The organism is Pseudomonas serbiensis, assembly GCF_030580745.1.
Taxonomy (GTDB): domain Bacteria; phylum Pseudomonadota; class Gammaproteobacteria; order Pseudomonadales; family Pseudomonadaceae; genus Aquipseudomonas; species Aquipseudomonas serbiensis.
Genome location: NZ_JAUQOO010000003.1, coordinates 223,638 through 250,228, shown reverse-complemented (window position 1 = coordinate 250,228; position 26,591 = coordinate 223,638). Strand labels below are relative to the sequence as shown.

Annotated in this window: 29 protein-coding genes; 14 read left to right on the top strand and 15 right to left on the bottom strand. The window is 58.2% G+C overall.

The window, feature by feature from the left end; translation table 11 throughout:
• The first annotated feature begins 40 nt into the window (after positions 1 to 40).
• The 4 genes from Q6A51_RS06045 to Q6A51_RS06030 all read left to right on the top strand — a co-directional run bounded on the left by Q6A51_RS06045 (position 41) and on the right by Q6A51_RS06030 (position 2,764).
• The gene (locus Q6A51_RS06045; RefSeq protein ID WP_201004687.1) at positions 41 to 829 is read left to right on the top strand and encodes a ParA family protein; all 789 of its coding nucleotides are present in this window, start codon (positions 41 to 43) and stop codon (positions 827 to 829) included.
• 102 nt (positions 830 to 931) lie between these two features.
• Complete coding sequence (locus Q6A51_RS06040; protein ID WP_304574346.1) at positions 932 to 1,822, top strand: CheW domain-containing protein; 891 nt, start codon at positions 932 to 934, stop codon at positions 1,820 to 1,822.
• A gap of 57 nt (positions 1,823 to 1,879) precedes the next feature.
• Positions 1,880 to 2,359, top strand: a complete 480-nt coding sequence (locus tag Q6A51_RS06035) for a chemotaxis protein CheW (RefSeq protein ID WP_025260867.1) — start codon at positions 1,880 to 1,882, stop codon at positions 2,357 to 2,359.
• Entirely contained in the window at positions 2,360 to 2,764 is a 405-nt protein-coding gene (locus tag Q6A51_RS06030; protein ID WP_201004683.1) for a DUF2802 domain-containing protein, read from the top strand.
• Between the two features lie 178 nt (positions 2,765 to 2,942).
• On the opposite strand, the gene Q6A51_RS06025 is transcribed toward Q6A51_RS06030, so the two are convergent.
• Together Q6A51_RS06025 and fliK are read right to left on the bottom strand one after the other, a co-directional pair.
• Complete coding sequence (locus tag Q6A51_RS06025; protein ID WP_201018447.1) at positions 2,943 to 3,263, bottom strand: EscU/YscU/HrcU family type III secretion system export apparatus switch protein; 321 nt, start codon at positions 3,261 to 3,263, stop codon at positions 2,943 to 2,945.
• Positions 3,263 to 4,867, bottom strand: a complete 1,605-nt coding sequence (gene fliK, locus Q6A51_RS06020) for a flagellar hook-length control protein FliK (protein WP_095066868.1) — start codon at positions 4,865 to 4,867, stop codon at positions 3,263 to 3,265. Before fliK ends, Q6A51_RS06025 begins: the two co-directional genes overlap by 1 nt.
• A 187-nt stretch (positions 4,868 to 5,054) precedes the next feature.
• Here fliK and ccmA point away from each other — a divergent pair, with 187 nt between their 5' ends.
• The 10 genes from ccmA (at position 5,055) to Q6A51_RS05970 (ending at position 12,450) form a co-directional block, all read left to right on the top strand.
• Positions 5,055 to 5,696, top strand: coding sequence for a cytochrome c biogenesis heme-transporting ATPase CcmA (gene ccmA, locus Q6A51_RS06015; protein WP_304574345.1), 642 nt, complete (start codon positions 5,055 to 5,057; stop codon positions 5,694 to 5,696).
• Entirely contained in the window at positions 5,693 to 6,364 is a 672-nt protein-coding gene (gene ccmB, locus Q6A51_RS06010) for a heme exporter protein CcmB (protein WP_025260862.1), read from the top strand. Before ccmA ends, ccmB begins: the two co-directional genes overlap by 4 nt.
• 72 nt (positions 6,365 to 6,436) lie before the next feature.
• On the top strand, positions 6,437 to 7,240 hold the full coding sequence (locus tag Q6A51_RS06005) for a heme ABC transporter permease (protein WP_236250202.1): 804 nt from the start codon (positions 6,437 to 6,439) through the stop codon (positions 7,238 to 7,240).
• The gene (ccmD, locus tag Q6A51_RS06000; protein ID WP_122316650.1) at positions 7,237 to 7,413 is read left to right on the top strand and encodes a heme exporter protein CcmD; all 177 of its coding nucleotides are present in this window, start codon (positions 7,237 to 7,239) and stop codon (positions 7,411 to 7,413) included. The genes Q6A51_RS06005 and ccmD overlap by 4 nt, the downstream gene beginning before the upstream one ends.
• On the top strand, positions 7,410 to 7,877 hold the full coding sequence (gene ccmE / locus Q6A51_RS05995) for a cytochrome c maturation protein CcmE (RefSeq protein ID WP_201004675.1): 468 nt from the start codon (positions 7,410 to 7,412) through the stop codon (positions 7,875 to 7,877). Before ccmD ends, ccmE begins: the two co-directional genes overlap by 4 nt.
• 3 nt (positions 7,878 to 7,880) lie before the next feature.
• Positions 7,881 to 9,854, top strand: coding sequence for a heme lyase CcmF/NrfE family subunit (locus Q6A51_RS05990; protein ID WP_304574344.1), 1,974 nt, complete (start codon positions 7,881 to 7,883; stop codon positions 9,852 to 9,854).
• Entirely contained in the window at positions 9,851 to 10,387 is a 537-nt protein-coding gene (locus tag Q6A51_RS05985) for a DsbE family thiol:disulfide interchange protein (RefSeq protein ID WP_304574343.1), read from the top strand. Before Q6A51_RS05990 ends, Q6A51_RS05985 begins: the two co-directional genes overlap by 4 nt.
• The gene (locus tag Q6A51_RS05980) at positions 10,384 to 10,854 is read left to right on the top strand and encodes a cytochrome c-type biogenesis protein (protein ID WP_304574342.1); all 471 of its coding nucleotides are present in this window, start codon (positions 10,384 to 10,386) and stop codon (positions 10,852 to 10,854) included. Before Q6A51_RS05985 ends, Q6A51_RS05980 begins: the two co-directional genes overlap by 4 nt.
• A complete protein-coding gene (ccmI, locus tag Q6A51_RS05975) occupies positions 10,851 to 12,038 on the top strand; it encodes a c-type cytochrome biogenesis protein CcmI (RefSeq protein ID WP_304574341.1) in 1,188 nt (395 codons plus the stop codon). Before Q6A51_RS05980 ends, ccmI begins: the two co-directional genes overlap by 4 nt.
• 10 nt (positions 12,039 to 12,048) lie before the next feature.
• Positions 12,049 to 12,450 (top strand): hypothetical protein, encoded by a 402-nt coding sequence (locus Q6A51_RS05970; RefSeq protein WP_025260854.1) that lies wholly within the window; start codon positions 12,049 to 12,051, stop codon positions 12,448 to 12,450.
• A 183-nt stretch (positions 12,451 to 12,633) separates the two neighbouring features.
• Here Q6A51_RS05970 and Q6A51_RS05965 read toward each other — a convergent pair whose 3' ends face one another.
• The 13 genes from Q6A51_RS05965 to Q6A51_RS05905 form a co-directional block, all read right to left on the bottom strand.
• Positions 12,634 to 13,185 carry a hypothetical protein gene (locus tag Q6A51_RS05965; protein ID WP_201018455.1) on the bottom strand — a complete coding sequence of 184 codons (552 nt, stop codon included), beginning with the start codon at positions 13,183 to 13,185 and terminating at the stop codon, positions 12,634 to 12,636.
• Positions 13,186 to 13,391: 206 nt separating this feature from the next.
• Complete coding sequence (locus Q6A51_RS05960; protein WP_025260852.1) at positions 13,392 to 13,604, bottom strand: DUF6124 family protein; 213 nt, start codon at positions 13,602 to 13,604, stop codon at positions 13,392 to 13,394.
• A gap of 460 nt (positions 13,605 to 14,064) precedes the next feature.
• A complete protein-coding gene (locus Q6A51_RS05955; protein ID WP_025260851.1) occupies positions 14,065 to 14,460 on the bottom strand; it encodes a hypothetical protein in 396 nt (131 codons plus the stop codon).
• A 126-nt stretch (positions 14,461 to 14,586) separates the two neighbouring features.
• Complete coding sequence (locus tag Q6A51_RS05950; RefSeq protein ID WP_304574340.1) at positions 14,587 to 15,009, bottom strand: hypothetical protein; 423 nt, start codon at positions 15,007 to 15,009, stop codon at positions 14,587 to 14,589.
• A 364-nt stretch (positions 15,010 to 15,373) separates the two neighbouring features.
• Positions 15,374 to 16,372, bottom strand: coding sequence for a sulfate ABC transporter substrate-binding protein (locus Q6A51_RS05945; RefSeq protein ID WP_025260849.1), 999 nt, complete (start codon positions 16,370 to 16,372; stop codon positions 15,374 to 15,376).
• A gap of 102 nt (positions 16,373 to 16,474) precedes the next feature.
• Positions 16,475 to 17,308, bottom strand: a complete 834-nt coding sequence (locus Q6A51_RS05940; RefSeq protein ID WP_025260848.1) for an ion transporter — start codon at positions 17,306 to 17,308, stop codon at positions 16,475 to 16,477.
• A gap of 108 nt (positions 17,309 to 17,416) precedes the next feature.
• Positions 17,417 to 19,402, bottom strand: coding sequence for an alkaline phosphatase family protein (locus Q6A51_RS05935; RefSeq protein WP_304574339.1), 1,986 nt, complete (start codon positions 19,400 to 19,402; stop codon positions 17,417 to 17,419).
• A gap of 74 nt (positions 19,403 to 19,476) precedes the next feature.
• On the bottom strand, positions 19,477 to 20,910 hold the full coding sequence (locus tag Q6A51_RS05930) for a PI-PLC domain-containing protein (protein WP_304574338.1): 1,434 nt from the start codon (positions 20,908 to 20,910) through the stop codon (positions 19,477 to 19,479).
• 580 nt (positions 20,911 to 21,490) lie between these two features.
• A complete protein-coding gene (locus Q6A51_RS05925; RefSeq protein ID WP_304574337.1) occupies positions 21,491 to 22,903 on the bottom strand; it encodes an efflux transporter outer membrane subunit in 1,413 nt (470 codons plus the stop codon).
• Positions 22,900 to 23,784 carry an efflux RND transporter periplasmic adaptor subunit gene (locus Q6A51_RS05920; protein WP_201018461.1) on the bottom strand — a complete coding sequence of 295 codons (885 nt, stop codon included), beginning with the start codon at positions 23,782 to 23,784 and terminating at the stop codon, positions 22,900 to 22,902. Before Q6A51_RS05920 ends, Q6A51_RS05925 begins: the two co-directional genes overlap by 4 nt.
• Positions 23,781 to 23,990: a DUF1656 domain-containing protein gene (locus Q6A51_RS05915; protein ID WP_201004645.1), complete on the bottom strand. Its 210-nt coding sequence runs from the start codon at positions 23,988 to 23,990 to the stop codon at positions 23,781 to 23,783. Before Q6A51_RS05915 ends, Q6A51_RS05920 begins: the two co-directional genes overlap by 4 nt.
• Positions 23,987 to 26,074, bottom strand: a complete 2,088-nt coding sequence (locus Q6A51_RS05910; RefSeq protein WP_201018462.1) for an FUSC family protein — start codon at positions 26,072 to 26,074, stop codon at positions 23,987 to 23,989. Before Q6A51_RS05910 ends, Q6A51_RS05915 begins: the two co-directional genes overlap by 4 nt.
• Positions 26,071 to 26,523: a MarR family winged helix-turn-helix transcriptional regulator gene (locus Q6A51_RS05905; protein ID WP_201004643.1), complete on the bottom strand. Its 453-nt coding sequence runs from the start codon at positions 26,521 to 26,523 to the stop codon at positions 26,071 to 26,073. Before Q6A51_RS05905 ends, Q6A51_RS05910 begins: the two co-directional genes overlap by 4 nt.
• Positions 26,524 to 26,591: the final 68 nt, after the last annotated feature.

Below are 26,591 nucleotides of genomic sequence, written 5' to 3'. Positions count from 1 at the left end.
TTATCGATATGGTCGTCGTTGTGCGGAAGGAAAAACATCAATGAGAGTCTGGGCAGTAGCCAATCAAAAAGGTGGAGTCGGCAAGACCACTACGACCATTGCCCTGGCCGGATTACTGGCTGATGCGGGCAAGCGCGTGGTCGTGGTCGATCTGGACCCCCACGGCTCCATGACCAGTTACTTCGGGCACAACCCCGACGAGCTGGAGCACAGCGTCTTCGATCTGTTCCTGCACAAGGGCTCTGTTCCTGAAGGTTTGCCCGGTCAGTTGCTGTTGCCGACCAGCGATGAACGTATTTCCCTGTTGCCTTCCAGCACGGCTTTGGCCACGCTGGAGCGCCAGTCGCCCGGCCAGAGCGGCCTGGGGCTGGTCATCGCCAAGAGCCTTGCGCAATTGTGGCAGGATTTTGACTATGCCTTGATCGACAGCCCGCCGTTGCTGGGCGTGTTGATGGTCAATGCCCTGGCTGCCAGCCAGCAGCTTGCCATACCCGTCCAGACCGAGTTCCTGGCTGTCAAAGGCCTGGAGCGTATGGTCAACACCCTGGCGATGATCAATCGTTCACGCAAGACACCGTTGCCGTACACCATCGTGCCGACCCTGTTCGACCGACGGACCCAGGCATCCATGGGCACGCTCAAGCTGCTGCGCGACAGTTTCCCCGACCATGTCTGGAAAGCTTACGTGCCCGTCGATACCCGTTTGCGCGATGCCAGCAGGGCGGGTGTCACACCTTCGCAGAACGACGGCAAGAGCCGCGGTGTCATGGCTTACCGCGCACTGCTCAAACACATGCTCTCCGAGCAGCTTACGGCTCAGGTGGCTTGACGTGCGCCCTTATTCTTTCTGTGCAGCCCGCTCAAGTCAGGCCTCAATGCGGCCGATAACCTTAGCAGGTGGCACTCGCTCCATTTTTTGTTGGGCCCCGGTATGAACCGCCCTTTAGAAGTTGCTACACGACCAAAACTGGCATTGCAGTCGTATCTGGATGCCTTGCTTCAGGATGCCACTGAAGAACTGGAAGAACCGTCGAATACCATTGACGAGTTCCAGGCTGCAGTGCTCGAAGAGCAGGCACTGGATGCGCGCAGACAACAACAGGTCAAGCCCGTTGCTGTCGCTGTTGCGGCACCTGCTCCGGTGGCTGTCCCCGTGGCTGTGGCTGCGCCGGTTGTCGCGCCGGTCGTGACGCCTGTTGTGGTGCCAGCGCCGGTGGTGGTTGCCGAGGCTGTGGTTGCCGAAGTGGCAGTGCCTGTTGCCGTGCCGACGGTGGAAGTGGTCGAACCTGTCGTGCAGTTGAGTACTGCTGTCGGGCAGCGCACACCGACTCCGCCGCCAACCCGTGAGGGTCGTCCGGCCTGGGCTGAAGAGCCTTTCGAGTGCCTGTTGTTTGATGTAGCGGGTTTGACGTTGGCCGTACCGCTGATATGCCTGGGGTCGATCTATCCTCTGGCGGGCCAGGAATTGACACCGTTGTTCGGTCAGCCGGACTGGTTTCTCGGGATCCTGCCCAGTCAGGCAGGCAACCTGAAAGTATTGGATACAGCGCGCTGGATCATGCCTGATCGCTACCGCGACGATTTTCGCCAGGGATTGCAGTATGTGATCTCGGTTCAAGGCTACGAGTGGGGGCTGGCGGTGCATCAGGTCAGCCGTTCACTGCGCCTCGATCCGGCCGAGATCAAGTGGCGAGGCCATCGTGGTCAGCGTCCATGGCTGGCCGGGACAGTGATCGAGCATATGTGCGCGTTGGTAGATGTTGCAGAGTTGGCCGAGTTGATAGCCAGTGGCGCGGTCAAGCAGTTGAACAAATCGAAATAATCATGGGTTGGCGCCAGAGGCGTTGCCCGCAGAGTACACACGTGAGGGGTTAGGGGTATGAATAAGACGTCTGCACAAGGTTCCGAAGATCCTATCCTGCAGTGGGTGACTTTCCGTCTGGACAACGAGTCGTACGGCATCAATGTGATGCAGGTCCAGGAAGTGCTGCGTTACACCGAAATCGCTCCTGTGCCGGGTGCGCCAAGCTATGTGTTGGGCATCATCAACCTGCGCGGTAACGTTGTGACTGTGATCGACACCCGTCAGCGCTTCGGCCTGGCTCCGGTGGAAGTCAGCGACAACACCCGTATCGTGATCATCGAAGCCGACAAGCAAGTCGTCGGTATTCTGGTCGACAGCGTGGCTGAAGTGGTTTACCTGCGTCAGTCTGAAGTCGAAACAGCGCCGAACGTGGGCAACGACGAAACGGCCAAGTTCATTCAGGGCGTCTGCAACAAGAACGGCGAACTGCTGATTCTGGTTGAGCTGGACAAGATGATGTCCGAGGAAGAGTGGTCCGAGCTGGAGAACATCTGATTGATTCTTGAGGCAGCAGTTGTCTTCCTGGGCATTCTCTGGGTTGTGACCCTGGGAATGTTCCTGGCCCATACCAAGCGTCAGCGGCTTCTTGATGCTGAACGTGATGCGGCCAGTGCCTTGCGGGACCAGCGGCTCCGGGAGTTGGCCAAGCGTGTGGACACCTTCCAGAACGGCACGGTGCGCATGGGGGAAGACCTGCATGAATTGCGTGCGATGGTTGCACCTCTGCCTGACAAGCTCACGGCCCTTGAACAGCGCGATCCCTCCACGCTGTCCTTCGCCCAGGCTGCACGCCTGGTCGGCATGGGTGCAAGTGTCGATGAGCTGACTCAATCCTGCGGCCTGACCCAGGCCGAAGCGCAATTGATGAGCAAGCTGCATCGCAACACTGCGGATCAGTAACCAGTCTGTAAGCCCTCGTCGCAGGCAAGCTCCCTCTCACATGGTCATTGCGCCTGATGTGGGAGTGGCCTTGGCCGCGACGACCTGCTTGAAGGCAACACATTTTCAGCGCACTTCAGAATGCTGTCGCGGCCAAGCCCCCTCCCACGGATTGTGTCCAGCCTATCCTTGAGGTTGTTTACCGAGGCGTGATATCCCGCTCGATGGGTGGGGCATCCGGGTCCTGGCCTGCGGGGAACTTGCCTTTGAGGTGCCAGGCAAACGCGATGATTTCGGCGATGGTCAGGTACAACTGCTCGGGAATGCTGTCACCCAGCTCCATGCGCGCCAGCAATTTGACCAGCTCGGCATTTTCGTAGATCGGGACTTCATGCTCCCGGGCAATCGCCAGAATCGCTTCCGCCAGTTGATCGTCGCCTTTGGCGCTCAGTGTCGGGGCCTTTTGGCCGTCGTAGGTCAGGGCGATGGCCTGACGAGGCATGTGGTCAGGTAGGCTCATCAGGCGTTCTCGTCGATCCAGCGTTGTTCAAGAGTGGTGCGCGGGCCTTGGGGTGGGGCTCCGTGGCTGCAAGCCAGTTCGCCTACTGCCAGACCACAGGCGATCAGCCGTTCACGCAGATAACCCAGTTCCTGGCCGATCAAGGCTGCACTGTTGGGGCGCTCGGCCCAGAGATGGCTGGACAGCGTGCCACTGATCAACTGCGCACTGACCTGCAAAGGCCCCAACGGCTCCAGATCGAACGCCAGCTCTATGCGCCAGAGCTTTTCCCGAGGCCCTTTGACTTCGTTGCTGTCCTGGTCCTCGGCGGTTTCCTGTTCCGGTGCGTCCTCACGCTGCATCTTGACCTGCAAAGGCACGATGTCATGGGCGTTGCGCATCGGCACTTCCATCTGCCAGGTGGTGACCTGCGTGCCGTCGGCATTGGTACGGGTCTGCTCCAGGCCGCCCAGTTGATGGCTTTGCAGGCGCGACACTGCCGCCGCTGCAAGTTTGAGGAGTATTTCCAGATCCTCTTCCTTGTCACCACCGCTTACATCGCGCGAGGGCAGGGGGAAGCTGGTCGGTTGCGGGCGCGGTGCTACCAGGCCCAGCGTGCCCAGGGCGTTGCGGATCGTGCTGGGGATGACTCGCGTCAGCATGTTGGAGGCAGCCGCCGCATTGTAAGAGGCGTTACCCGGCAGTTCGGGCAATATCTGGGCGATCAGGCGCATCAGGTTGGCCTTCATGTCCGGTGCCTGCATCGGGTTCAGGCCCGCCAGCAACTTGGCCTCCATGAACATGCCGCTGGCATTGAGTGCCTGGGCTACATTCCCCGATGTTCTCATCTGCTCGATATCGGGAATGCCGGCCAGCAACTGGTTGATACTGGCCTGCAATGGCGCGGGAATCGCTGTATTGCCGCGCGGCAGGTTTTGCAGAGCCGCAATCAGGTTTTCCAGCGAGCCCTGACGATTCTGTTGAGTGGCCAGTTGCTGCGCGACCGCCAGTTGATCGAGACGGCCGGGCAGGGGGACGAAGTTCAAGGACTGGTTGCCCTGCACCTGGGCGCTGAGCAGGCTGCCGACGGTCAATGGCTGCGGGCTCTCGATGGTCAGGCTGGCACCCGCCTGAGCGGTATTGAGCAGCATCACGATCGAGCGATAGACCTGCGGGTTGCCTGCGCCTGCCAAGGCTTGCCCCGCCAACTGGCTGACGACCTGGCTGGTCATGACCTTGCCTTGCAGCAGAGTCCCCACAGGTAACTGTTTAAGATCTATGCTGGTTTGCGAGTTTTTCAACGCATTGTTGATCTGCTGCAAGGTCAGCGTCAGTTCATTGGGCGAAGCTTGGGCTACTTGCAGGGTGGTGCCCGGTGTGAAGGGCAGGTTGCTGTTGACCGGCAGGTTGGTCTGACTGCCATTGCTGAGCATCAGCCTGAGCAGTAACTGGAATTGCTGGTTGACCTGTTTGAGGGTCAGCACCTCGGCTTCGGCGGTTTCACCTTCGGGCACGAGGTTTTCTGCCGCATTGAGCAACGTCAGGACCTGCGCCTGGGTAATTCCCGCCTTCAACAGAGCTGTAGCAGGTGTAGCGGCAGGAACGCTGGTGATATCGCCCGTCATTGAATCTCGACCTTGGAAGTTGCCCTCTTGGTATCAGGACACACATGTATAATGCCGGCCACGCATGGCCCGGAAATAAAGTTGCACCAATGTAACGGCCGTTTCAATGCCGACTTGAACCACCCTTTCTCTGTTTGCGCCCTGTACGTTATGCCTCACGACGTCAACGCAATGCTGGAAGCCATCGATGACCCTCGCGACCCCCCTTCTGGAAGCTGACAGTCTGTCTTGTGAACGTGACTGGCGCATGCTGTTCGAGCATTTCGAGCTGCGCCTCGATACGGGCGATATGGTACAGATCAGCGGCCCCAATGGCAGTGGCAAGACCAGCCTGCTGCGGTTGTTGTCCGGGCTGATGCAGCCCACGAGCGGGGAGGTTCGTCTCAATGGCCTGCCACTTGAGGGCCAGCGCGCCGAGCTTGCGCGTAACCTGCTGTGGATCGGCCATGCCGCCGGGATCAAGGACCTGCTGACACCGGTGGAAAACCTCAGCTGGCTCTGTGCCTTGCATCAGCCGGTGCAGGTCTGCGATATCTGGCAGGCACTCGACGCCGTCGGTTTGCGGGGTTTCGAGGATGTGCCGTGCCACACCCTGTCGGCCGGGCAGCAGCGGCGCGTCGCGCTGGCGCGTCTGTATCTGGCGGCGCCACCGATATGGATTCTCGACGAGCCTTTCACCGCCCTGGACAAACAGGGTGTCGCGCAACTGGAAAACCATCTGGCCCAACACTGTGAACAAGGCGGAATGATCGTCATGACCACCCATCACACACTGACCTGCATTCCGGCGGGTTATCGGGATATTGATCTGGGACAGTGGTCGGTATGAGCAATGTCTTTACCCTTCTGCTCGCCCGTGAGGCGCGTCTGCTTGTGCGTCGCCCGGCGGAGCTGCTCAACCCACTGGTTTTTTTCGCTATCGTGATTGCATTGTTCCCACTGGCGGTCGGCCCGCAGACTCAATTGTTGCAAACCTTGTCGCCAGGGCTGCTCTGGGTCGCTGCGCTTTTATCGGTCCTGCTCTCGCTGGACGGCCTGTTCCGCAGTGATTTCGAGGACGGATCACTGGAGCAATGGGTCCTTTCGCCACACCCTCTGGCGCTTCTTGTTCTGGCCAAAGTGCTGGCACACTGGGTTTTTTCCGGGCTGGCACTGGTATTGTTGGCGCCGTTGCTGGCGCTCATGCTCGGCCTGCCCACCCAATGCTTGCCGGTTCTGCTGTTTTCCCTGCTACTGGGAACGCCAGTGCTGAGTTTGCTGGGGGCAGTCGGAGCCGCACTGACAGTCGGTTTGAAGCGGGGTGGCCTGTTGCTCGCCTTGTTGATCCTGCCGCTGTATATCCCGGTACTGATCCTGGGCAGTGGCGCATTGCAAGCCGCACTGCAAGGCATGCCGGCAACCGGTTATCTACTCTGGCTTGGCAGCCTGACCGCTTTGGCTGTAACCCTGACACCCTTTGCAATAGCCGCCGGCCTGAAGATCAGCGTCGGCGAATAATTGAGGTTCTGAGGCTGGCAAATGCCGGCCATCAGTAAAAACCCGGGATACACCGTGATGAAAAGCAGCGTGATGAAAAACAGCATCAGTTGGGCCTGGTTCCACAAGCTCGGTTCGCCGAAGTGGTTTTATGGCATCAGTGGGCGCATGTTGCCCTGGCTCAGCATTGCCGCCGTGCTGCTGATCGGCACCGGCACGGTCTGGGGCCTGGCCTTTGCGCCGCCTGACTACCAGCAGGGCAACAGCTTTCGCATCATCTACATCCACGTTCCCTCTGCCATGCTGGCCCAGTCCTGTTACGTGATGCTGGCAGTCTGTGGCGTGGTCGGTCTGGTCTGGAAGATGAAGCTGGCCGATGTCGCATTGCAGAGCGCGGCGCCCATCGGCGCCTGGATGACGGCCGTGGCGCTGGTTACCGGAGCCATCTGGGGCAAGCCGACCTGGGGTTCATGGTGGGTGTGGGATGCACGCCTGACGTCCATGCTGATTCTGCTGTTCCTGTACTTCGGGCTGATCGCCCTGGGCAACGCCATCACCAACCGCGACAGTGCCGCCAAAGCCTGTGCGGTGCTGGCCATCGTCGGGGTCGTGAACATTCCGATCATCAAGTACTCGGTGGAGTGGTGGAACACCCTGCATCAGGGCGCGACCTTCACGCTGACGGAAAAACCGGCAATGCCCGCTGAAATGTGGCTGCCGCTGCTGTTCACGACATTGGGCTTCTACTGCTTCTTCGGTGCGGTCCTGCTGGTGCGCATGCGCCTTGAAGTGCTCAAGCGCGAGTCGCGTACCAGCTGGGTGAAAGCCGAAATCCTGATCAGCCTCGGCCATGACCCCGCTGACCCGGCATCTTCAAAACGTGGAGGCGCACAGTGAGTTTCGAGTCATTCAGTGATTTTCTGGCCATGGGTCGCCATGGCCTGTTCGTCTGGTCGGCTTACGGTATCTGCCTGTTCGTGCTGATTCTCAATGTGGCGCTGCCGTTGCTGGCGCGTCGGCGTTACCTGCAACAAGAGGCGCGTCGTCTGCGCTGGGAGAGCAAGAAGTGAATCCGCTGCGCAAGAAGCGTCTGTTGATCATCCTCGCAATACTGGCCGGGGTCGGCATTGCCCTGGCCCTGGCGCTCAGTGCCCTGAAGGAAAACATCAACCTGTTTTACACCCCGACCCAGATCGCCAACGGCGAAGCACCGCTGGACACACGCATCCGGGCGGGCGGTATGGTCGAGAAGGGGTCGTTGCAACGCTCGTCCGACTCTCTGGATGTCCGGTTTGTGGTCACCGACTTCAGCAAATCCGTAACCATCACCTATCGCGGCATCCTGCCGGATCTGTTCCGTGAAGGGCAGGGCATTGTCGCGCTGGGCAAACTCAATGCCGAGGGCGTGGTCGTGGCTGATGAAGTGCTGGCCAAGCATGACGAGAAGTACATGCCGCCCGAAGTGACCAAGGCGTTGCAGGAAAGCGGTCAGTCCGCTCCGGCTCCATCCCCCACACCATCGAAGCAGGGTTGAGCCATGATTCCTGAACTCGGCCATCTGGCCATGATTCTGGCGCTGTGCCTGTCTATCGTGCAGGCCATCGTGCCGCTGCTGGGTGCCTGGCGAGGCGACCGCCTCTGGATGGGGTTGGCGCGTCCCGCCGCCTGGGGGCAATTCAGCTTTCTGGTCTTCGCGTTCGGTTGCCTGACCCATGCTTTCATGGTCGATGACTTCTCGGTGGCTTACGTCGCACAGAATTCCAACAGCGCCTTGCCCTGGTATTACAAGTTCAGCGCCGTCTGGGGCGCCCATGAAGGTTCCTTGCTGCTCTGGGCCTTGATCCTCAGCGGCTGGACCTTTGCCGTATCGGTCTTCTCCCGGCAATTGCCGCAGATCATGCTGGCTCGGGTGCTGGCAGTGATGGGCATGATCAGCGTCGGCTTTCTGTCGTTCCTGATCCTGACCTCCAACCCGTTCTCGCGCATCCTGCCGCAGGTTCCGGCCAATGGCCGTGATCTCAACCCGCTGTTGCAGGACATTGGCCTGATCGTGCATCCGCCGATGCTGTACATGGGCTATGTCGGTTTCTCGGTGGCCTTTGCCTTTGCCATCGCTGCCTTGCTGGGCGGGCGTCTGGACGCGGCGTGGGCGCGCTGGTCGCGGCCCTGGACCATCGTCGCCTGGGCGTTTCTGGGGATCGGCATCACCCTGGGTTCCTGGTGGGCCTATTACGAGCTGGGCTGGGGCGGCTGGTGGTTCTGGGACCCGGTAGAGAATGCGTCCTTCATGCCCTGGCTGGTGGGCACGGCGCTGATCCACTCGCTGGCGGTCACGGAAAAGCGCGGTGTCTTCAAAAGCTGGACGGTATTGCTGGCCATTGCGGCGTTTTCCCTGAGTCTGCTGGGTACGTTCCTGGTGCGTTCCGGCGTGCTGACCTCCGTGCATGCCTTCGCCTCCGACCCGGAGCGTGGCGTGTTCATCCTGATATTCCTGCTGATGGTAGTGGGCGGCTCGCTGACACTGTTTGCCGTCCGCGCCCCGGTGGTGAAAAGCCATGTGGGTTTTGGCCTGTGGTCCCGCGAGACGCTGTTGCTGGGCAATAACCTGGTGCTGGTGGTCGCGGCTTCCATGATTCTGCTCGGCACGCTCTATCCGCTGGTACTCGATGCCGTGAGCGGCGCCAAGATGTCGGTCGGCCCGCCGTATTTCAATGCGTTGTTCGTGCCGCTGATGGGGTTGTTGATGGTGGTGATGGCGGTCGGTGTATTGGTGCGCTGGAAAGACACGCCACTGAAATGGCTGATGGGCATGCTGGCGCCAGTGCTGATCGGCAGTGCGGTATTGGCGGTTATCGCCGGTTTCGTACTGGGGGATTTCCACTGGGCGGTGATGGCCACCTTCATGCTGGCGGCCTGGGTGCTGCTGGCGGGTGTTCGGGACCTTCTGGACAAGACCCGCCACAAAGGCCTGCTCAAGGGCGCTCGCGGTCTGAGCCGCAGCTATTGGGGCATGCAGCTGGCGCACATCGGGATTGCGGTCTGTGCCTTGGGCGTTGTGCTGTCGAGCCAGAACAGCGCCGAGCGCGATCTGCGCCTGGCCCCCGGCGAGTCCACCGAACTGGGCGGCTATCAGTTCGTGTTCGAGGGAGCCAGGCACTACGAAGGGCCGAACTTCACCTCCGATCGCGGCACTGTCCGGGTCTTGCAGGACGGCAAAGTGATTTCGGTGCTGCATCCGGAAAAACGCCTCTACACCGTGCAGCAATCGATGATGACCGAGGCCGGTATCGACGCGGGTGTGACACGCGATCTGTATGTCGCCCTTGGCGAGCCCTTGGGCAACGGCGCCTGGGCGGTTCGGGTCCACGTCAAACCGTTCGTGCGCTGGATCTGGTTCGGCGGTCTGCTGACCGGCCTGGGTGGAGTGCTTGCAGCGATGGACAGGCGTTACCGGGTCAAGGTCAAGAATAAAGTGAGTGAAGCGCTGGGCATGGAGGGAGCGGCGGTATGAAGCGTTGGATCATGGTGCTGCCACTGGCAATCTTTCTGGTTGTCGCAGTGTTTCTCTATCGCGGTCTTTACCTGGACCCCGCCGAGCTGCCTTCGGCGCTGATCGACAAGCCATTCCCCGAGTTCTCCCTGCCGCAGGTCGAGAGCGACAAGGTATTGACCCGCGCCGATCTGCTGGGCAAACCGGCACTGGTGAATGTGTGGGGAACCTGGTGTGTCGCCTGTCGTGTCGAGCATCCGGTGCTCAACAAGCTGATGCAGCAAGGCGTTGTGATCTATGGCATCAATTACAAGGATGTGAACGCCGATGCGATCAAGTGGCTCAAGGATTTCCACGATCCCTACCAGCTCAATATCCGCGACGAAGCAGGCTCGCTGGGCGTGAACCTGGGTGTCTATGGCGCGCCTGAAACCTTCCTGATCGACAGCAAGGGCATCATCCGCCACAAGTACGTCGGCGTGATCGACGAGACAGTCTGGCGGGAAAAACTGGCCGGCCTGTATCAGGCGCTGGTCGATGAGGGCAGGCCATGAAGCGCTGGTTGACTGCTGCTCTCCTGAGCCTTGGTCTGGCCGGTTTCGCCCAGGCGGCCATCGATGCCTATCAGTTTCGCGACGAAGCCGAGCGTGCCCGTTACAGCGAGCTGACCAAGGAGCTGCGTTGCCCCAAATGCCAGAACCAGGACCTCGCCGACTCCAACGCACCGATTGCTGCTGACCTGCGCAAGGAAATCTACCGCATGCTCGGTGAAGGCCAGAGCAATCAGCAGATCGTCGAGTTCATGGTCAATCGTTACGGCGAATTCGTGCGCTACAACCCGCAACTGAGTTCGCGCACCTGGCTGCTCTGGTTCGGCCCGGCTGCGTTGCTGCTTCTCGGGCTGGTCGTGATTGGCGTGATTGTTGGTCGCCGCCGCGGTGAACGCCGCGAAGAGGCCGATGTTCTTTCCGAGGAGGAGCGTCAGCGCCTCGCCCATCTGTTGGATAAAAACCGAGAATGATCGATTTCTGGATGGCAGCCGGCTTGCTGCTACTGGTGGCTCTGAGTTTCTTGTTGATCCCGATCCTGCGCGGTCGTCATGTGCAACAGGAAGAGGATCGCACCGCCCTCAACGTCGCGTTGTATCAAGAGCGTGTGGCCGAGTTGCAAGGCCAGCAGGAGGAGGGCGTGTTGTCTGCCGCGCAGATGCAGAGCGGTCGTGCGGAAGCGGCGCGGGAACTGCTGGCCGATACCGAAGACACCGGGCCTGTGCGCACCTCGCGTCTGGGCAAGTCCCTGCCTTTGCTGGCGGCGGTATTGGTGCCGGCTCTGGGCTTGGGCCTGTACCTGCATTACGGGGCCAGCGACAAGGTCGAACTGGCCCGCGAGTTCTCCCAGCCGCCGACTTCCCTGGCGGACATGACCCGGCGTCTTGAACGCACGGTCGAGGCTCAGCCGGATTCGGCCGAAGGCTTTTACTTTCTGGCCCGCAGCTACATGGCCCAGGAACGTCCGGGCGATGCCGCAAAAATGCTTGAGCGGGCCGTGGCCCTGGCCGGGCGTCAGCCGGAACTGCTGGGGCAATGGGCGCAGGCCTTGTACTTCGCCAGCGACAAGCGATTCACACCTCAGGTCCAGGCTTTGACCGACGAAGCCCTCACAGCCGATCCGCGAGAGGCCACCAGCCTTGGGCTCTTGGGTATCGCCGCCTTTGAAAGCGAGCGCTATCAGGTCGCGGTGGATTACTGGACCCGTCTGCTGGGCGTATTGCCCCCACAGGACCCGTCCCGCTCAGCACTGGAAGGCGGCATTGCCCGTGCCCGCGAAAACCTGGGGGTAAAGGCGGCTCCGGCCGTTGCCGATGCTGCGCGTATCAAAGTGCGTGTCGACCTGGCACCAGCGCTCAAGGCCAGTGTCCAGCCGGGCGACAGCGTATTCATCTTTGCCCGTGCCGTGAACGGCCCGCCGGCACCTCTGGCGGTCAAGCGCATCACCGTGGCCGACCTGCCGGCGCAGGTCGAGCTGGGTGATTCCGACGCAATGATGCCGCAACTGAAACTGTCGAACTTTGCGCAAGTCCAACTGGTTGCACGGGTGTCCCGTGCAGGGCAGCCAACCACCGGTGAGTGGATCGGCCGCAGCCAGCCACTGGCCAGTAGCATCACGGCACAGCAGGCGTTAACTATCGACAGTCCAGACAAATAGAGAATCGCTTATGTACCGCACCGCACGCATTACCTTATTGGGTCTGGCTCTTGGTTTGAGTGCTTGTGCGGTTCAGCCACCCGAACCCCATGGCCAGGAACCCATCCAGTCCTTGCCGGGCAGCCAGCAACCCGGCAGCCCACGCCCGACCACCCCCAAAACCCCGCCCAAGGCCCCGGCACCTGCGCCGAAAACCTCCGCCAGCTTCGCCCCGCCACCGGGCGGCAACAGCCACTGGGATGCGCGCATGGGCGTGTACGTGATGGACGACCAGCCCAATACCTTCTACCGCCAGCGCACCTACTACCAATGGAACAACGGCTGGAGCTGGTCCACTCGCCCTGATGGCCCATGGCAGGCGACAGATGCCAGTGGGGTTCCGGCGGGGTTGGGGAGGCAGTTTGGTAATTGATTGACTGATCGGCGGGTAGGTGAAATGCCGATCAGTAAAGGTCACATAGATCACTTTGTGAGAGGCAGCTTGTTGGCGAAGAGGTCTGTGAAACCGGCAGATATTCTGCGTCTGTACGCTCAAGTCGCCAGCAAGCTGCCTCCCACACGTTTTGTTTGTGCCTGTGAAGTGGGAGCTTATTTTTTAAAAATGAATTCTTGAGAAATTCCTGACCCACCAATACAGCGACGCCAGGCCAAAGCCCAACCAAAAAGACAATAAAAATGAGTAGATGATTTGTAGAGCTCTTGATTCGTAAATGCACAGGTTCAAGCATTTCTCCTCAGCGGGAAGGGCCACACTGAACAGCAGTAATGGCGGCAATAGATACAACGCGACAATCAAAGGCTTGAGATGCCTTTTTGGAAAGTTACGCTCTCCTATAAATGTCAGTTTGTATTTTTCCCAGCCCGCAACCAGAACGGCGTAGTAAATCGATACATAGGCAAAAAAGGAAAACAGAACTCTTGTACTTTCAGGGAATGAGGATCTGCTGGCCCAAACATCTATTGATGGGAAAATAACAACTGGTAGCCATGTAAACAGCCTTAAGGCACCGCCTGAAGATGTAGACTCCTCAGGGCCTAAATAAACCAGAAGAGTCGCTATAACCAGCGGTAGCCAAAAGCTCCAACGTCGCACAAACCCGTCTTCGGCGACAGCTTGTATAGTTTTTGGGTCAGAGGGTATGTACATAAATCATCCTGATTACCCTTTATCCATAGGGGATTTCGCTGCAAGCATAGTCAACGGAACATCGACTTGCCTGCGGTGACTTAGAGCAACGGTCTATAGATTAGTCTGTAGGAGCGGATTTATCCGCGAGACGTCATTTGAAGTCGATACATTTTCTTCGGATGTATGGGCCTCTCGCGAATGAATTCGCTCCTACCGCGGTTGTGTCAGCGTGGCTCAACCCGCTCCAGCGAGCGGTCGAGTTCGGTTCGGGCCATGCCGATCAAATGTACGACGGAAAAGGCCAGGTCGCGTTTCGGGCCGTTGAGGCTGTCGCCGGATTCGTAGGCGGTAGCGGCTGCGCAACGCAGCAGATCGGAGACATGTAGTAGGGATTCTTCGAGTGTATTGCCTGGTGGATCGGGGGTTACTTTTTTCATGATGATTTCTTTCCTGGTTAGGCCACCTTTCACTCGCTGCTAAACGATTGAGGGTGGCGGCTTTGTCGCGGGTTAGCAGACCGGGGAAAAATCACCAAAAACCGGCGCACCCGAAGGTGCCCCACGCAAAGCCGCCATAAGCGGTACTTTTGCATGGTGATTTATGTCCTGAGGGCTGCTAAACCCGATCACTGATATGCAGTGACCGACACAGCCTAGAGAGCCAAAAACACCCATGCAAGGGGGTAGGATTTTCTAGGAAAGTTCATGCGCATGAAAGGGATAAGACTGTAAGAAACGTCCTATATTTTCGGCATTTCATAAGCTTGCGGTGGGCGATGGGGTAGGAGCGGATTTATCCGCGAAGACATTTTTCGCGAATGAATTCGCTATAGAAGGATGTTCAAACCGATCATGAAGCCTGGCAGGAGTACACCGTACTCACTGCCAGACTGTTCAGTTAGATGGAGATTCTGCCACTCGCTGTCCAGTTCGCGATAGGCGTGGTGCCTACGTTTTCGATCCGGTAGCGGTAGGTGCCTGGAGTGGGGGCGTAAAAGCTCAGCGATGCGCCACCATAGCTAGTGGTGCTGGAAATGACGGTCCAGGTGGCACCGTTCTGTTTCTCGAAAATGTGCTTGATATTGTTGGTGACAAATCGTGACGACAAGTCCTGCAACCTGAAGGTCTGTGTTGCCGCACATGAAGTGGTGTAGGGACCATAGACAACGGTCTCACCCTGAGGGTAAACATCGGAACCGCTGCGGTTGATGTTGAGGTTGATACAGGCGGCATAGGCATTGGTCGTGGCCAATACGGCAGTCGCAAAGAGGGCCAGGAAAGTCTTCTTGAGCATGTGTAAATCCTTTTGGTGTTGGCAATGATTTAAGGTTTTAAGCTTTCAATCAGGCGTAGCAGTATTCCTTTTTTAAAAAGGTATTATTTTTGTTGAATGTGTAAAGGGCTTTAATAAACGATAGAGTTACAGCGTGCCCGGAATGGTGAACAAGGTGACTCGGCCACTCATTGTCCAGTTTGCGATTCTTGAGGTGCCGACGTTTTCTATCCGATAACGGTAAGTGCCGTTAGTGCTGATGAAAAAGCTTTTGGTAACGGACGCTGCGCCGGTGCTGGTGCTGCTGGAAACGACGGTCCAGGTGGAACCGTTCTGTTTCTCGAAAATATGCTTGATCGAGTTATTGCTGTTTGTCGCCGACAAATCCTGGAAGGTGAAGCTCTGTGGCCCGGCACATGAAATGCTGTAAGGGCCATAGACAATGGCATCGCCTTGGGCGAGGACATTGGCTCCACTGCCGTTGACGTTGAGGTTGGCACAAGCCGCATAGGCATTGCCCGTGGTCAGTACGGCAGTTGCAAAGAGAGCCAGGCAGGTCTTCTTGAACATGTGGAAAAATCCTTTTGGTGTTGGCAATGATTTTAAAGTTTTAAACTTTCAATCAGGCGTAGCAGTGTCCCTTTTTTGAAAAAAGGTATTGTTTTTATTCTGTCTTTAATAGGCGCGCGTCGAAAGATTGACACGCAGTTATGCGGTCATGTTCAGGCGCATGCATTTAAGTAAGTGGAGGTCTAAGTGTGAATACACTTGGGTATTGAACACCTTCCCTGTGTCGACATGATCATATCCATATTCAAGTACTGAGCGTGCTTGTGTGGCATGTTTATAGCGATTATGTCTGGGGTGTGCAAGCGTTTTGTTACGAATGAAAAGGCCTCACCAGCGCGATAACGCCGGTGAGGCCTGTATTTACTTACTTGCCGGAATAAATCTGATCGAATACGCCACCGTCAACAAAGTGGGTCTTCTGCACGGTGCGCCAGTCACCGAAGGTTTTCTCTACGGACAGGAAGTCGACTTTCGGGAAGCGATCCTTGTACTTGGCCAACACGGTTGCGTCGCGTGGGCGCAGGTAGTTGTTGGCGGCGATTTCCTGGGCTTCAGGGGACCACAGGTATTTCAGGTAGCCTTCGGCCAGTGCGCGGGACTCTTTCTTGTCCACGACCTTGTCGACCACGCTTACAGGCGGCTCGGCTTCGGCGGAAACGCTTGGGTAGACGACTTCAAACTGGTCGCGACCGAACTCGCGGGCGATCATTTCCGCTTCGTTCTCGAAGGTCACCAGTACGTCGCCGATCTGGTTGGTCATGAAGGTGGTGGTTGCGCCACGACCGCCGGTGTCCAGTACCGGCACGTGCTTGAACAACTGGCCGACGAACTTGCGGGCAGCCGCTTCATCGCCGCCGTTCTTCAGGGTGTAACCCCAGGCCGACAGGTAGGTGTAGCGGCCGTTGCCCGAGGTTTTCGGGTTCGGCACGATGACTTCGACGCCATCCTTGATCAGGTCCGGCCAGTCTTTCAGCGCTTTCGGGTTGCCTTTGCGCACGATGAACACAGTGGCGGAAGTGAAGGGCGCGCTGTTGTTCGGCAGGCGTGTTACCCAGTTCTTCGGCACCAGCTCGCCATTATCGGCCAGGGCATTGATGTCGGTGGCCATGTTCATGGTGATGACGTCAGCCGGCAGGCCATCGATCACGGAACGCGCCTGCTTGCTCGACCCACCGAAGGACATCTGTACCGTGACGTCTTCCTTGTGCTCGGCTTTCCAGTGCTTCTGGAAGGCGCTGTTGTAGTCCTTGTAGAAGTCACGCATCACGTCGTAGGAGACGTTGAGCAGAGTCGGGGCGGCCTGTGCGGCACTGGCAAAAGCCAGGCCTGCGGCCAGTAGCGAGGCGGCGAAGATTTTTTTCACTGCGGATTCCTTGAGTTGACAGTCATTGTTATAGGCTGATGGCGTAATGCCGCGACTATAGCCGCTGAGCATTGGCCTCATAAAGATTAAAAACGTATTTGCTTATGCCTGCTCTTGCGCCTTGGGAAACAGCGCATTGCCGCACCGCGAACAGAACGCGGCGCCATGCTCATGGTGCTTTTTCACGCAGACCGGGCAGTCGTGTTTCAACTGTTCACCGCGCATGGCATTGGCCAGTTCGGCGGTGAATATACCGGTGGGTACGGCAATGATCGAGTAACCGATGATCATCACCACCGACGACACCATTTGCCCCAGCGGCGTCTTGGGCACGATATCGCCGAAGCCCACGGTGGTCAGGGTCACGATAGCCCAGTAAATGCCTTTGGGGATGCTGGTGAACCCATGTTGCGGGCCTTCGATCACGTACATCAGGGTGCCGAACACGGTGACCAGAGTCGAGACGCTGACCAGAAACACGATGATCTTCTGCTTGCTGCCACGCAGGGCTTCCACCAGATAGTGGGCCTGCTTCAGATAAGGACTCAGCTTGAGTACCCGGAAGATACGCAGCATGCGGATGATCCGCACGATCAGCAGGTATTGGGCATCGCTGTAGTAGATCGCCAATACACCCGGCACGATGGCCAGCAGGTCCACCAGGCCATAGAAGCTGAAAGCGTATTTCAGCGGCCTTGGCGAACAGTAGAGGCGCAGGATGTACTCGATGGCGAAAACCAGCGTAAAGCCCCACTCGATATAGGTGAGCAGGGCGGCGTAGTCGCGGTGGATGTCCTGAATGCTGTCGACCATGGTCACCAGCAGGCTGAGCAGAATGACAACCAGCAGAATCTTGTCAAAACGCCGCCCGGCGGGTGTGTCGGTCTGGAAAATGATGCTGTGCAGCCGCTCGCGGCGGCTGAGGGTGGTGTTCATGAGGGCTCTCGCAATGAATATGGAGAAAGCTTAATGCCCTGCGTCACGAAGAATCCATTTTCTTTTGGCGCTTGCGTAACACGGTACGCAAGCGCCAGCCTTTTTTGATCAGCTTCTGTCAGCTTCTGCGAGCCCTTTCAGTACTTTTGCGTGATGTACTTTATCCAGAACCTGTTCGGCATATTGCTCTGCGTTACCCAGCGTCTTGACGGTGGCGACCTGGCCTGTGGCAGCAAGCAGTCCGACGGCAGCCAGGTTTTGCTCGGGAAGCAGTCCGGCAGGTCTGCCTGCTGACAACTCTGCATCCATTTTGCGAAGAATGGCCAGGGTGCCCGCCAGATTTCCGGAAACGGGAACAGGGTTGGCCAGAGTTGCAGCGTTCTCGGTTGCGCCCGGTGTCGCCCTGGTTTCTTTCACTGGAGCCTTCGGGTTAGCCAGTGCGCTTGGTGTATCGCGTGGAGTGGCCAGTGAGAGCAGGTGCAAAGGGTTATTGGCATTGGCGTCTCGCTGCGTCATGGGGTTCAGGCCCCAGAGTCTTTCAAGCAGCGCAGGAACCGAAGCATGGTCGTAAAGCGTTGAGTCCACCGTGCCTTTGGGAATCAGCGGAGATGCCACGATGGCTGGCACTCGAACGCCTGCTGTCGTGAAGTCGAAACCATGGGTGTTGTTGGCTGCGGGAAATTTATCACCCGGCGCAGTTATTGTTCCTGGCGCGACCGAGTCATAGAGACCGCCATGTTCGTCGTAAGTGACGATCAACAGACTGGTGTTCCAGTAAGGCGAGTTGCGGATAGCGGCATAGACGGCCTGCAGCAAGTGCTCTCCACCATAGACGTCATCCATCGGGTGCTGTGATGAGCCGCCTGCATAATCAGTACTGGCACTCCCGTAATGAGGCTCTATGAACGTGTAGGAAAACGGGTAGGGTTGTTGCAGGTCGTCCGCAAAGTGCTGAAGGGATTCAATATCAAACACTGACAGGCCTTTAAGGGCGGCCACCTGTGGGACCGCACCCAGTGGTGTTCCTCGTTCAGGCTGATCGCTGTACAGGCTTAGATAGGTTTTTGGCTGAACCTGAGCGTCGTTGTAGATCCTGTATTGAATGTTGGCATCTTTGAGCCGTTGGAAAATGGACCCGTTGGGGTATACAAAACCATCGGTTGTTTCCCAGGTGAGCATCTGATCCTGTTTCGGGCTGTCGTCGAAGCCGGCCGAAGAAGCGCCATGAACGAAGAAGCGGTTCGGCCACGTCGGTCCCGGAATGGAAGAGTGCCAGTGATCACATATAGCGAATTCGGTCGCCAGGTTATAGATGACAGGCAGTTGAGTCCGCGTGTCGAAGCACGACATGACATCGATAATGTCTTCTGACGATGGCGCTTTTTTCGGGTATTCCGTTGTTGATGTTGCGTAGCTTGAAGCGAACCCGGAATTGTTGATAGTGGGATAAGGTTGACCTTTGACAAAAGGGGTGCCCCCGGTCAGTTGTTCCAAGACATCAGTGAACTCGTGCCCCGGATCGCTTGGCATGCTGACGGGCGCGCTGGCCTGAACTTTATAGACGTCTTCCTTGTAAGTGTTCGAGTCATTGATTGTGGCTGCCGTTATGCCTGGAATCCCGGACATGGCGAATATATTGTCGAACGAATGGTTTTCCAGCATGACGACAAATACGTGGGTGATGGGGGCAGCGGCAGCGGGTGCGAGCTTTTTCATACCATCACTGCATCCACCTGACTTCAATGCAATATTGAACTTCGCGGTGCTCACAGACAGGGTAATGGTTTGCCCTGCATCCTTGCTTTGCAGTTGGCATTCCTTCTTGTAATTGTTTGCCGCTGTGCCTGTATTGGCGTAGTAGCCTGGCGATTCACCATCCCTGACGTTGACCATGACGGACCAGTAATCCAGAACATCAATGACATCCAGCCCTGTTTCAAAAGTAACTTCCAGTGGGCCGACAGTTTGTCCCGGCTGTGCAGCCCATTGCCCAGACTGTCTTTGGTCGTTTGAGTCTGTGTGAAACAGGACAATATCAGCGTTCCCGCCGGTGTCATTGGTAATGAAAATGGTCGCGTTGTGTTTTGTGCCCATGCTGGTACTTCCCTTACATACAAGAGTTGGCTGTTATTATCAGGCTTGTTACAAAGGCTTGAATTGGCGGATAACTAGAGTTTTCCGGCTTTGACCTGTGTGATCTGTTTCGCAATGGAAGCCAGGGCGTTGTCACAGAAGTCGTTGAGAAAGACGACAAGTCCCGATGCGCTCAGATTGCTGGCGACGTTCTCGACCAGCCACGGATAGGTATGGAAGTCGAATCCCGGCTTGGTTGACATCAACGGAGAAGAGGCATCGCTCAGGGTCACAATGGCGGGACCGGTTGCCCCGTCCACGCCACTGGCTGTTCCTTGAAGTTGCAGTACGGTGTAGTCGTTTTTGGCTTGAACGGAGGCGTTCATGCCATTGAGTGCAGTCAGAATGTTGTTGACGTCTGTTGTGGTGTAACTGCCGTTGTAGGAGTCGTACTTTGTGGCGTCATTGCCAGATTTGGTCTGCGGTAGCAGGATCAGGCGTTTCGATTGCGAGAGCAGCGTTGCATAACTTGAGGCAAGATCACCTTTGTAGCCGGGCACGATCTTGCCCTGTGTCTTGGTGTTGGCCAGTGCAGTATTGAGCACCCCGTCGAGTACATCGGGTGCTGGTTTCATTGTGTCTTGCGCGAACCCCTGGAAGTTCGGGCTGATGACGACAATTTCCGTCGGGTGCTGAGCCAGCCAGTTCAGTATGTCTTGCAGGAAGCTCTGATACGAATAGCCTGGAATCAGGTTGTGCTGGTGATAGATACCGTCCGTAATGTTCTGATAGCAATATCCCGGACGGAAGTCGAAGTATCGGGTCCCCAGGTTGAGTTGTGCGGTGATGTTGTCTTTCTGGGTAAACGCCAGGTTGATGATTGCGCGCAAGGCATTGGGTTTGCTCAGAGAAGCGAGGAAAGCAATGGGGCCGATGGGAGGAGGAAGCATGCTTGCGATGGTGGATACGAACTCTGCGTCATCCAACAGTTTTGTGATCAGTGTCGGGTCAAACATGCCGGCGTCATGGGCACCCGGCAATACAAAGGTGGAAAACGGCTTTTCTTTCAGTGCCGCTCCCATGCTGTTTGCGAGATCTCCCATCCAGCCTGACATGTCGCCTGTGGCGTATACATAAGACTGGTCCTGGTTGGTAAGACCGCCGCTTCCGCTTCCGCTGTCGTAAAAACCATAGGAAATCGCCCAGCCCTGCCCGAACAGGGAGGGGGTCTGCAGCATGTTGCCCATGGTGGTATCGCCAAGGTTTCCGGTAAAGGGTGCAATATCTGCATACCTGTTCGCTATCGGTTTCTGGTTCTTTGAAATTTGCCATTTATAGTGTCCGGTGTGCGAGAGAATACCGATATCGCTTTCCGAGATCTGAAGGTTGCCATGTTGCATCGTGTTCGGCGTATCAAGTTGATAGGAGGCCGTTTTATCACCCAAATCGGTGGGTTGCTGGAAGAGGGTAGTAAAGTCGTTGGTTTCCACGTAAGCGTAATAATCGACACCTTTGCCTGGCCAGCCCATGATGTTTACCTCAGGTTGATGAAGTCAGTAAGAATTCTGTTGCCTGTGTGCAATAAGTACATATACACAGGCACAACAAAGTGAAGACCGGAATAACATCCAGTCGCTTTTCTATCAGTGTGGTATTGGGTGTGAAGGACATGCCTGATGACGCTGCAAGGCAGTGTTCTCGACAAACTACAAGGGGCGTAGAACCGAATGGTTATCTACTGAAAGAGAAGTACGCCATGCATGGCGGTCATCCTTGATTATAGTTTTCAGATTAATGGCTATATGATGGCTCTGCTATTTAATAGCATTATTGAAATCTGCTCGCAAGCACAAACGCCGTTAAATTTTTTGTGGGTTGAAACAGGGCGCTGATACCCGCAGGCCACTGCGTGCTGCCCTGTTTTCGAGCAGTTATTAAAGAGGAGGGTTTTATATTGCCTGGCGCCAAGGTTTGCAGTGGGGGTAACGTATTGATGTCGTTTGATTTGGTGGGCACGAGTTCATTCGCGAAGACGATTCAAACGACATCTATTCGTGCCGTATGTCAGGTCTTCCCGAATGAGTTCGGCCCTGCACAATGATACTGACCTTATTGCCAACCCCCACCCAATGCCAGAAACAGATCAATCTGCCCCATGGCCACCTGGGTATTGGCCGCCGCCAGTTGTGCGCGGACGTCGGTGTAGGTGCGGGTGGCTTGAAGGTCTGCCAGGAACGAGGCACGGCCGGCCTTGTAGAAGCGGTGGGTCTGGTCGGCGGCTTCCTGTGCCGATTGTTCGGCATCTTTCAAGGCATCGCGGCGGTCCAGCAGGGCGGTGTATTGCGCAAGGCCGGTCTGGGTTTCGCGAATGGCATTGAGGACCACGCCATCGAAGCGCGCCAGTGCTGCCTGGGTCGAGGCTTCGGCTTGATGGATGCGGGCACGTGAGCCATTGGACGGGACGGTCCAGTTCAGCAGCGGGCCAAAACCCCAGCGATTGGCCGCCGGTTTACCGAGGTTTTCGAGGATGCCGATGCTGCCGATGGTCGCGCCGATGCTGATGTCCGGGTACAGCTCGCCTGTGGCGACGCCTATCTGCGCGGTGGCCATGGCCAGATGCCGCTCTGCCTGACGCACATCCGGGCGGCGTTTGAGCAGTGCTGCACCATCGCCTACCGGCATGACTTGCGCAATATGTGGCAACTCGTTGCAGGTGCTGACCCCGGCAGGCAGTTTTTCCACTGGTCGGGCCAACAGCATCGACAGGCGGAACAACCCGGCCTGACGCATGGCTTCGTAGCGTGGCAGCTCGGCGCGCAGGGATTTGAATTGCGTCTGTGAGCGGGTGACCTGGGTTTCGTCGCCGCGCCCGGCATCGCGCAGGCGCTGGTTGAGGGTCACGCTCTGTTGTTGCAGGTTCAGCGACTCCTGAGCGATGTCATGTTCTTCATTGGCGGCGCAGATCTGCGTGTAGGCCCGCACGACATCGGCCACCAGGGTGATGCGTGCAGTATCGGCGGCGGCCTGGCTGGCATCGATATTGGCCTGGGCGGCTTCGATACCGCGTTGCAAGGTCCCGAACAGGTCGAACTGATAGGACGTGGTCAGCCCCACATCGCCGACATTGGCGACCGGTACCTTGTCGGCCAGCAGAAAGGCTTCACCCGATTCCTGCAAGCGCTGGACACCGACTGTTGCGCTGTTGGTAAAACCACCGGCGGCCCGGGCTTCGGCCGTTTGATAGCGGGCGCGCTGCAGGTTGGCGGCGGCGACCCGCAGGTCGGTGTTGGAGGCCATGGCCTGTTGCACCAGTTCATCGAGTCGCGGGTCCTTATACAGACGCCACCAGTGTTCCGGCACTGGTGCCGAAACGGTATTGACCGACTGGCCCGCCAGTTCACCTTGCAGGTCCGGGCGATTGATCGCGCCGTCCTTGGGGAGCTCGTAGTTCGGCCCGACCATCTGGCAGGCCGACAACAGTAAACCCAACCCCAGCGTGGCCATGTGCGTGGCGTGTTTCATTGTGCCGCTCCCTGACGGTCGTCGATGATCGATACCGTGGCGGTGCGCCCGGCGATCATGCGGAAGTCCGAAGGCACCTCGTCAAAGGCGATACGCACCGGAATGCGCTGCGCCAGACGCACCCAGCTGAACGCCGGGTTGACGTTGGGCAGCAGGTTCGAGCCGCTGGTGCGGTCGCGGTCTTCGATACCGGCGACGATGCTCACCACATGGCCAGTCAGGCGTGCGTTGTCGCCGACCACGCGGATGTCCACGCTCTGGCCGATATGAATGCCGTCCAGCTTGGTTTCCTCGAAGTAGCCATCGATGTGAAAGGACGCGGTATCCACCACCGACAATACGGCGTGGCCTGCCGTCACGAACTCATGGGGACGCGGCGCGCGGTCGTTGAGATAGCCGTCCACCGGGCTGCGAATCACCGAGCGATCCAGATTCAGCTGCGCGGCATCTACTGCCACCTTTGCTTCATTGAGGGCCGACAGGGCGCGGGCTTCGCGGGACTGGCTTTCTTCCAGTTGCTCGCGGGCCACCAGATTACCCAGGCCACGGTTGCGCTTGTTCTCGCGGCGCGCCTGCTCCCAGGTTTCCTGGCGCTCGGCAACCGTTGCCTGCGCCTGACGCAAGACCAGCTGGAAGCGGTCTTGATCGATGGTGAACAACACCTGGCCTTTGCTGACCTGCTGGTTGTCGCCCACGTCGACTTTCTGGATCAGGCCGGACACGTCCGGGGCGATCTGCACGATGTCGGCGCGGATATGCCCGTCACGGGTCCAGGGTGCATACATGTAATACATCACCATGCGCCAGACGACGACGGTGGCCAGCAGTACAACGAGCAGGGTCAGGACCACACGGCCCAAAGTCAGTAATGGTTTTTTCATGTCATCAGGTATCGACTGAGAGTATCCACGGCGCCGAGCAACAAAGCGTATAGACCTACGTTGAACAAAGCCCGGTGCCATACCAGGCGGTAGAAGTGGGCACGCGACAGCAACGCATGCACCCCGAGAAACAGCAGATAGGCGATGCCCATCAGCGCCAGGAAGGTGGGCACGAAGATGCCGCTGATATCCAGATCACCAATCATGACGGTGCTCCATCGATGCCATAGGGCGGTTGTTCGGTCGTTTCCCCGGCAACGCTGACGATCTCGACGCCTGGCAACAGCGCCAGGCGCAGGCCGCTCAAGGCATGCAGCAGGTGAATGCGCGCCGGGTCCTGGCCCATCCATTGATCGGTCAGCGAGCGACGCGCCCGGTCCATGGTCATCAGCAAGCCTTTGGGCGCTGGCAAGCGTTCGTCTGCCTTGATACAGGCTTTGAAATAGCTGCCGACTTCATCCACCACCTGATTCAGCAAGCCTTGGGCAACGGCGGTGGCACGCGGCGTATAAGCCCGCAGATCGAGGATGTTGAGGGCGACCCGCAATTCGCGCAGGGCAATGCCGGAATCCTGGGCGGTAACGGTCAGGCGCGGCAGTTGCTGCATGAGGCGGTCGAGCATCTGCACGCCCATGTGCCGGTGTTCGGCCAGGGTGGCCGGTTTGCTCAGGCTCACGATGTCGCGCCAACTGAAGCGGGTCAGGCGCTTGAGCGCCAGCTCGACACCGAACGGGCGGAACACCAGCGTCCAGATAAAGGCGAACAACAGGCCGGCAGGCCCTGCCAGATTGGCGTTGAGGAAGTTCAGAAAGTCGGCGTCATAAGCACTCTGGATGCTGATGAAGGACGAGGTGTTGACGATGGTCAGCAGCGTGCCGAGAAAGAAGCGCGGTTGCACCGTCAGCGTGCCTACACAAATGAACGGCACGGCAAAGGCCAGTACCAGCATCGGGAAATCATGCAGGTTGGGCAGCACCACGAACAGATACAGGCTGGCGAACACCACTGACAGCAGGGTCCAGAAAAAGAACCGGTAGATCTGCGGCGCCGGGTCGTCCATGGCAGCAAAGAAGCTGCAAGACACGGCGGCCAGAGCCACCGCGCTGGCGCCGTCTTTCCAGCCCAGCAGTATCCACAGCATCGAAGCGGCGATAATCGCCAGCACCGTCGATGCCACCGAATACAGCATCAGGCCACGGTCCAGAAACGGCGTAAGCCGACCCAGACGCCAGTGCCGATAAACAGCGCGCCAGGGCGATTGATCGTCTGTGTCGATGGCGTATTGCAAGGTGCGGCAGTCGAGCCACAGGTCGATCCATTCGCTCAGCCGATACAGCGCGTTGGAAAGCAGCAGTTGCTCGCGTTCATCCAGTTGTGCGGAATCCGGTTGCAGGCGCTCCAGCTCGCGATGCAGCAACTGCCATTGCTCCAGTTGCGGACCTTTGGCGGTGTTGCCCAGCCAGTTGCGGGCTTCCACCAGCAGTGGCGACAGGCTAGCCAGCAGCTCTGGCGTGCGGCGCTCCAGTGCCCAGAGTGCGTCGTCGAGGGCATCGATCACCGGCAGCAAGTGAATCATGCGTCCGCGCAATTCCATGGCGTTGCGCACGGTCTGTTTGCGCGCGCCCTCATGGCTCAACTGGCTGATGATCAGCTCCAGCGAATTGAAGCTGCCGACCATGGAGTTGCGCAGTGCGCCGACTTCTTCGGCCTGAACACTGCGCCCCAGGAACCGCTCGCTGTAAGCGCTGGCATCGCTGAACCATTTTTCAGTCGTGGCCTGGAACACCGGTTTCAGGCGACGAGGCCAGAACATCGCACCGACCACGGCGGCACAGATGATGCCCAGGAAAATCTCTTCGGTACGCGAGACGGCAATCTCGAAGACGGCTTGCGGGTTGTCCACCACCGGCAGGGAAATCAGCGGCATGGTGTAGCCCGCCAGCATCAGCGCGTAGCTGTTGGCGGTGCGCAGATGCAGGGAGAGAAACAGCAGGGTGCCAGTCCACAGGCCGATCACGATGGCCAGCAGCAAAGGCGTCTGTACGAAGACCGGCACCAGCAATACCGAGGCGGCGGCACCTGCCAGCGTACCGAGGGCGCGATACAGCGCCTTGGAACTGGTGGGGCCGACGAACGGGCTGGAAACGATATAGACCGTCGCCATGGCCCAGTACGGCCGTGGCATTTCCATGATCAGGGCGATATACAGCGCGAGCATGGCGGCGGCGAAGGTGCGCACGCCATAGAACCAGTCGCGGGCAGGTGGAAATCCTGCGAAGAAGCCGTTCACGACTGGCCTGCGTTGTCGGGGTGAGCCGCATCGGCGAAGGCCTTGAACACGCGCAAGGTGGCTTCGAGGTCGGCGGAGTCGATGCCTTTGAGCACATCGGCGCGCAGGCGAGTGAGTTCCTGTTCGATTGCACCGGCCAGCTTGCGGCCGTCTTCGGTCAGGCTCAAGGCCTTGGCGCGGCGGTCGCTGGGGTCTTCGGTACGGCAGACGATGCCGGCAGAGCAGAGCTGGTCCAGCAGACGTACCAGTGTCGGGCTTTCCATGCCGGCGGCCTGGGCCACTTTCACCTGATGCACGCCGTCGCCCAGTCGGGCAATGGCCAGCAACGGGCCTGCGCAGGCTTCGGAAATGCCGTACGTGGACAGCGTGGTCTGGCAGATGCGCCGCCATTGGCGGGAGGCTGCGACCATGCCGCTGCTGATGGCTCTGTGAAGTGAATCGAGTGACATGGGAAAACCGGAAATTTAGTTAGGAGCGATATTGTTAGCGAGGATATTAATAGCTTGCTAACTAATAA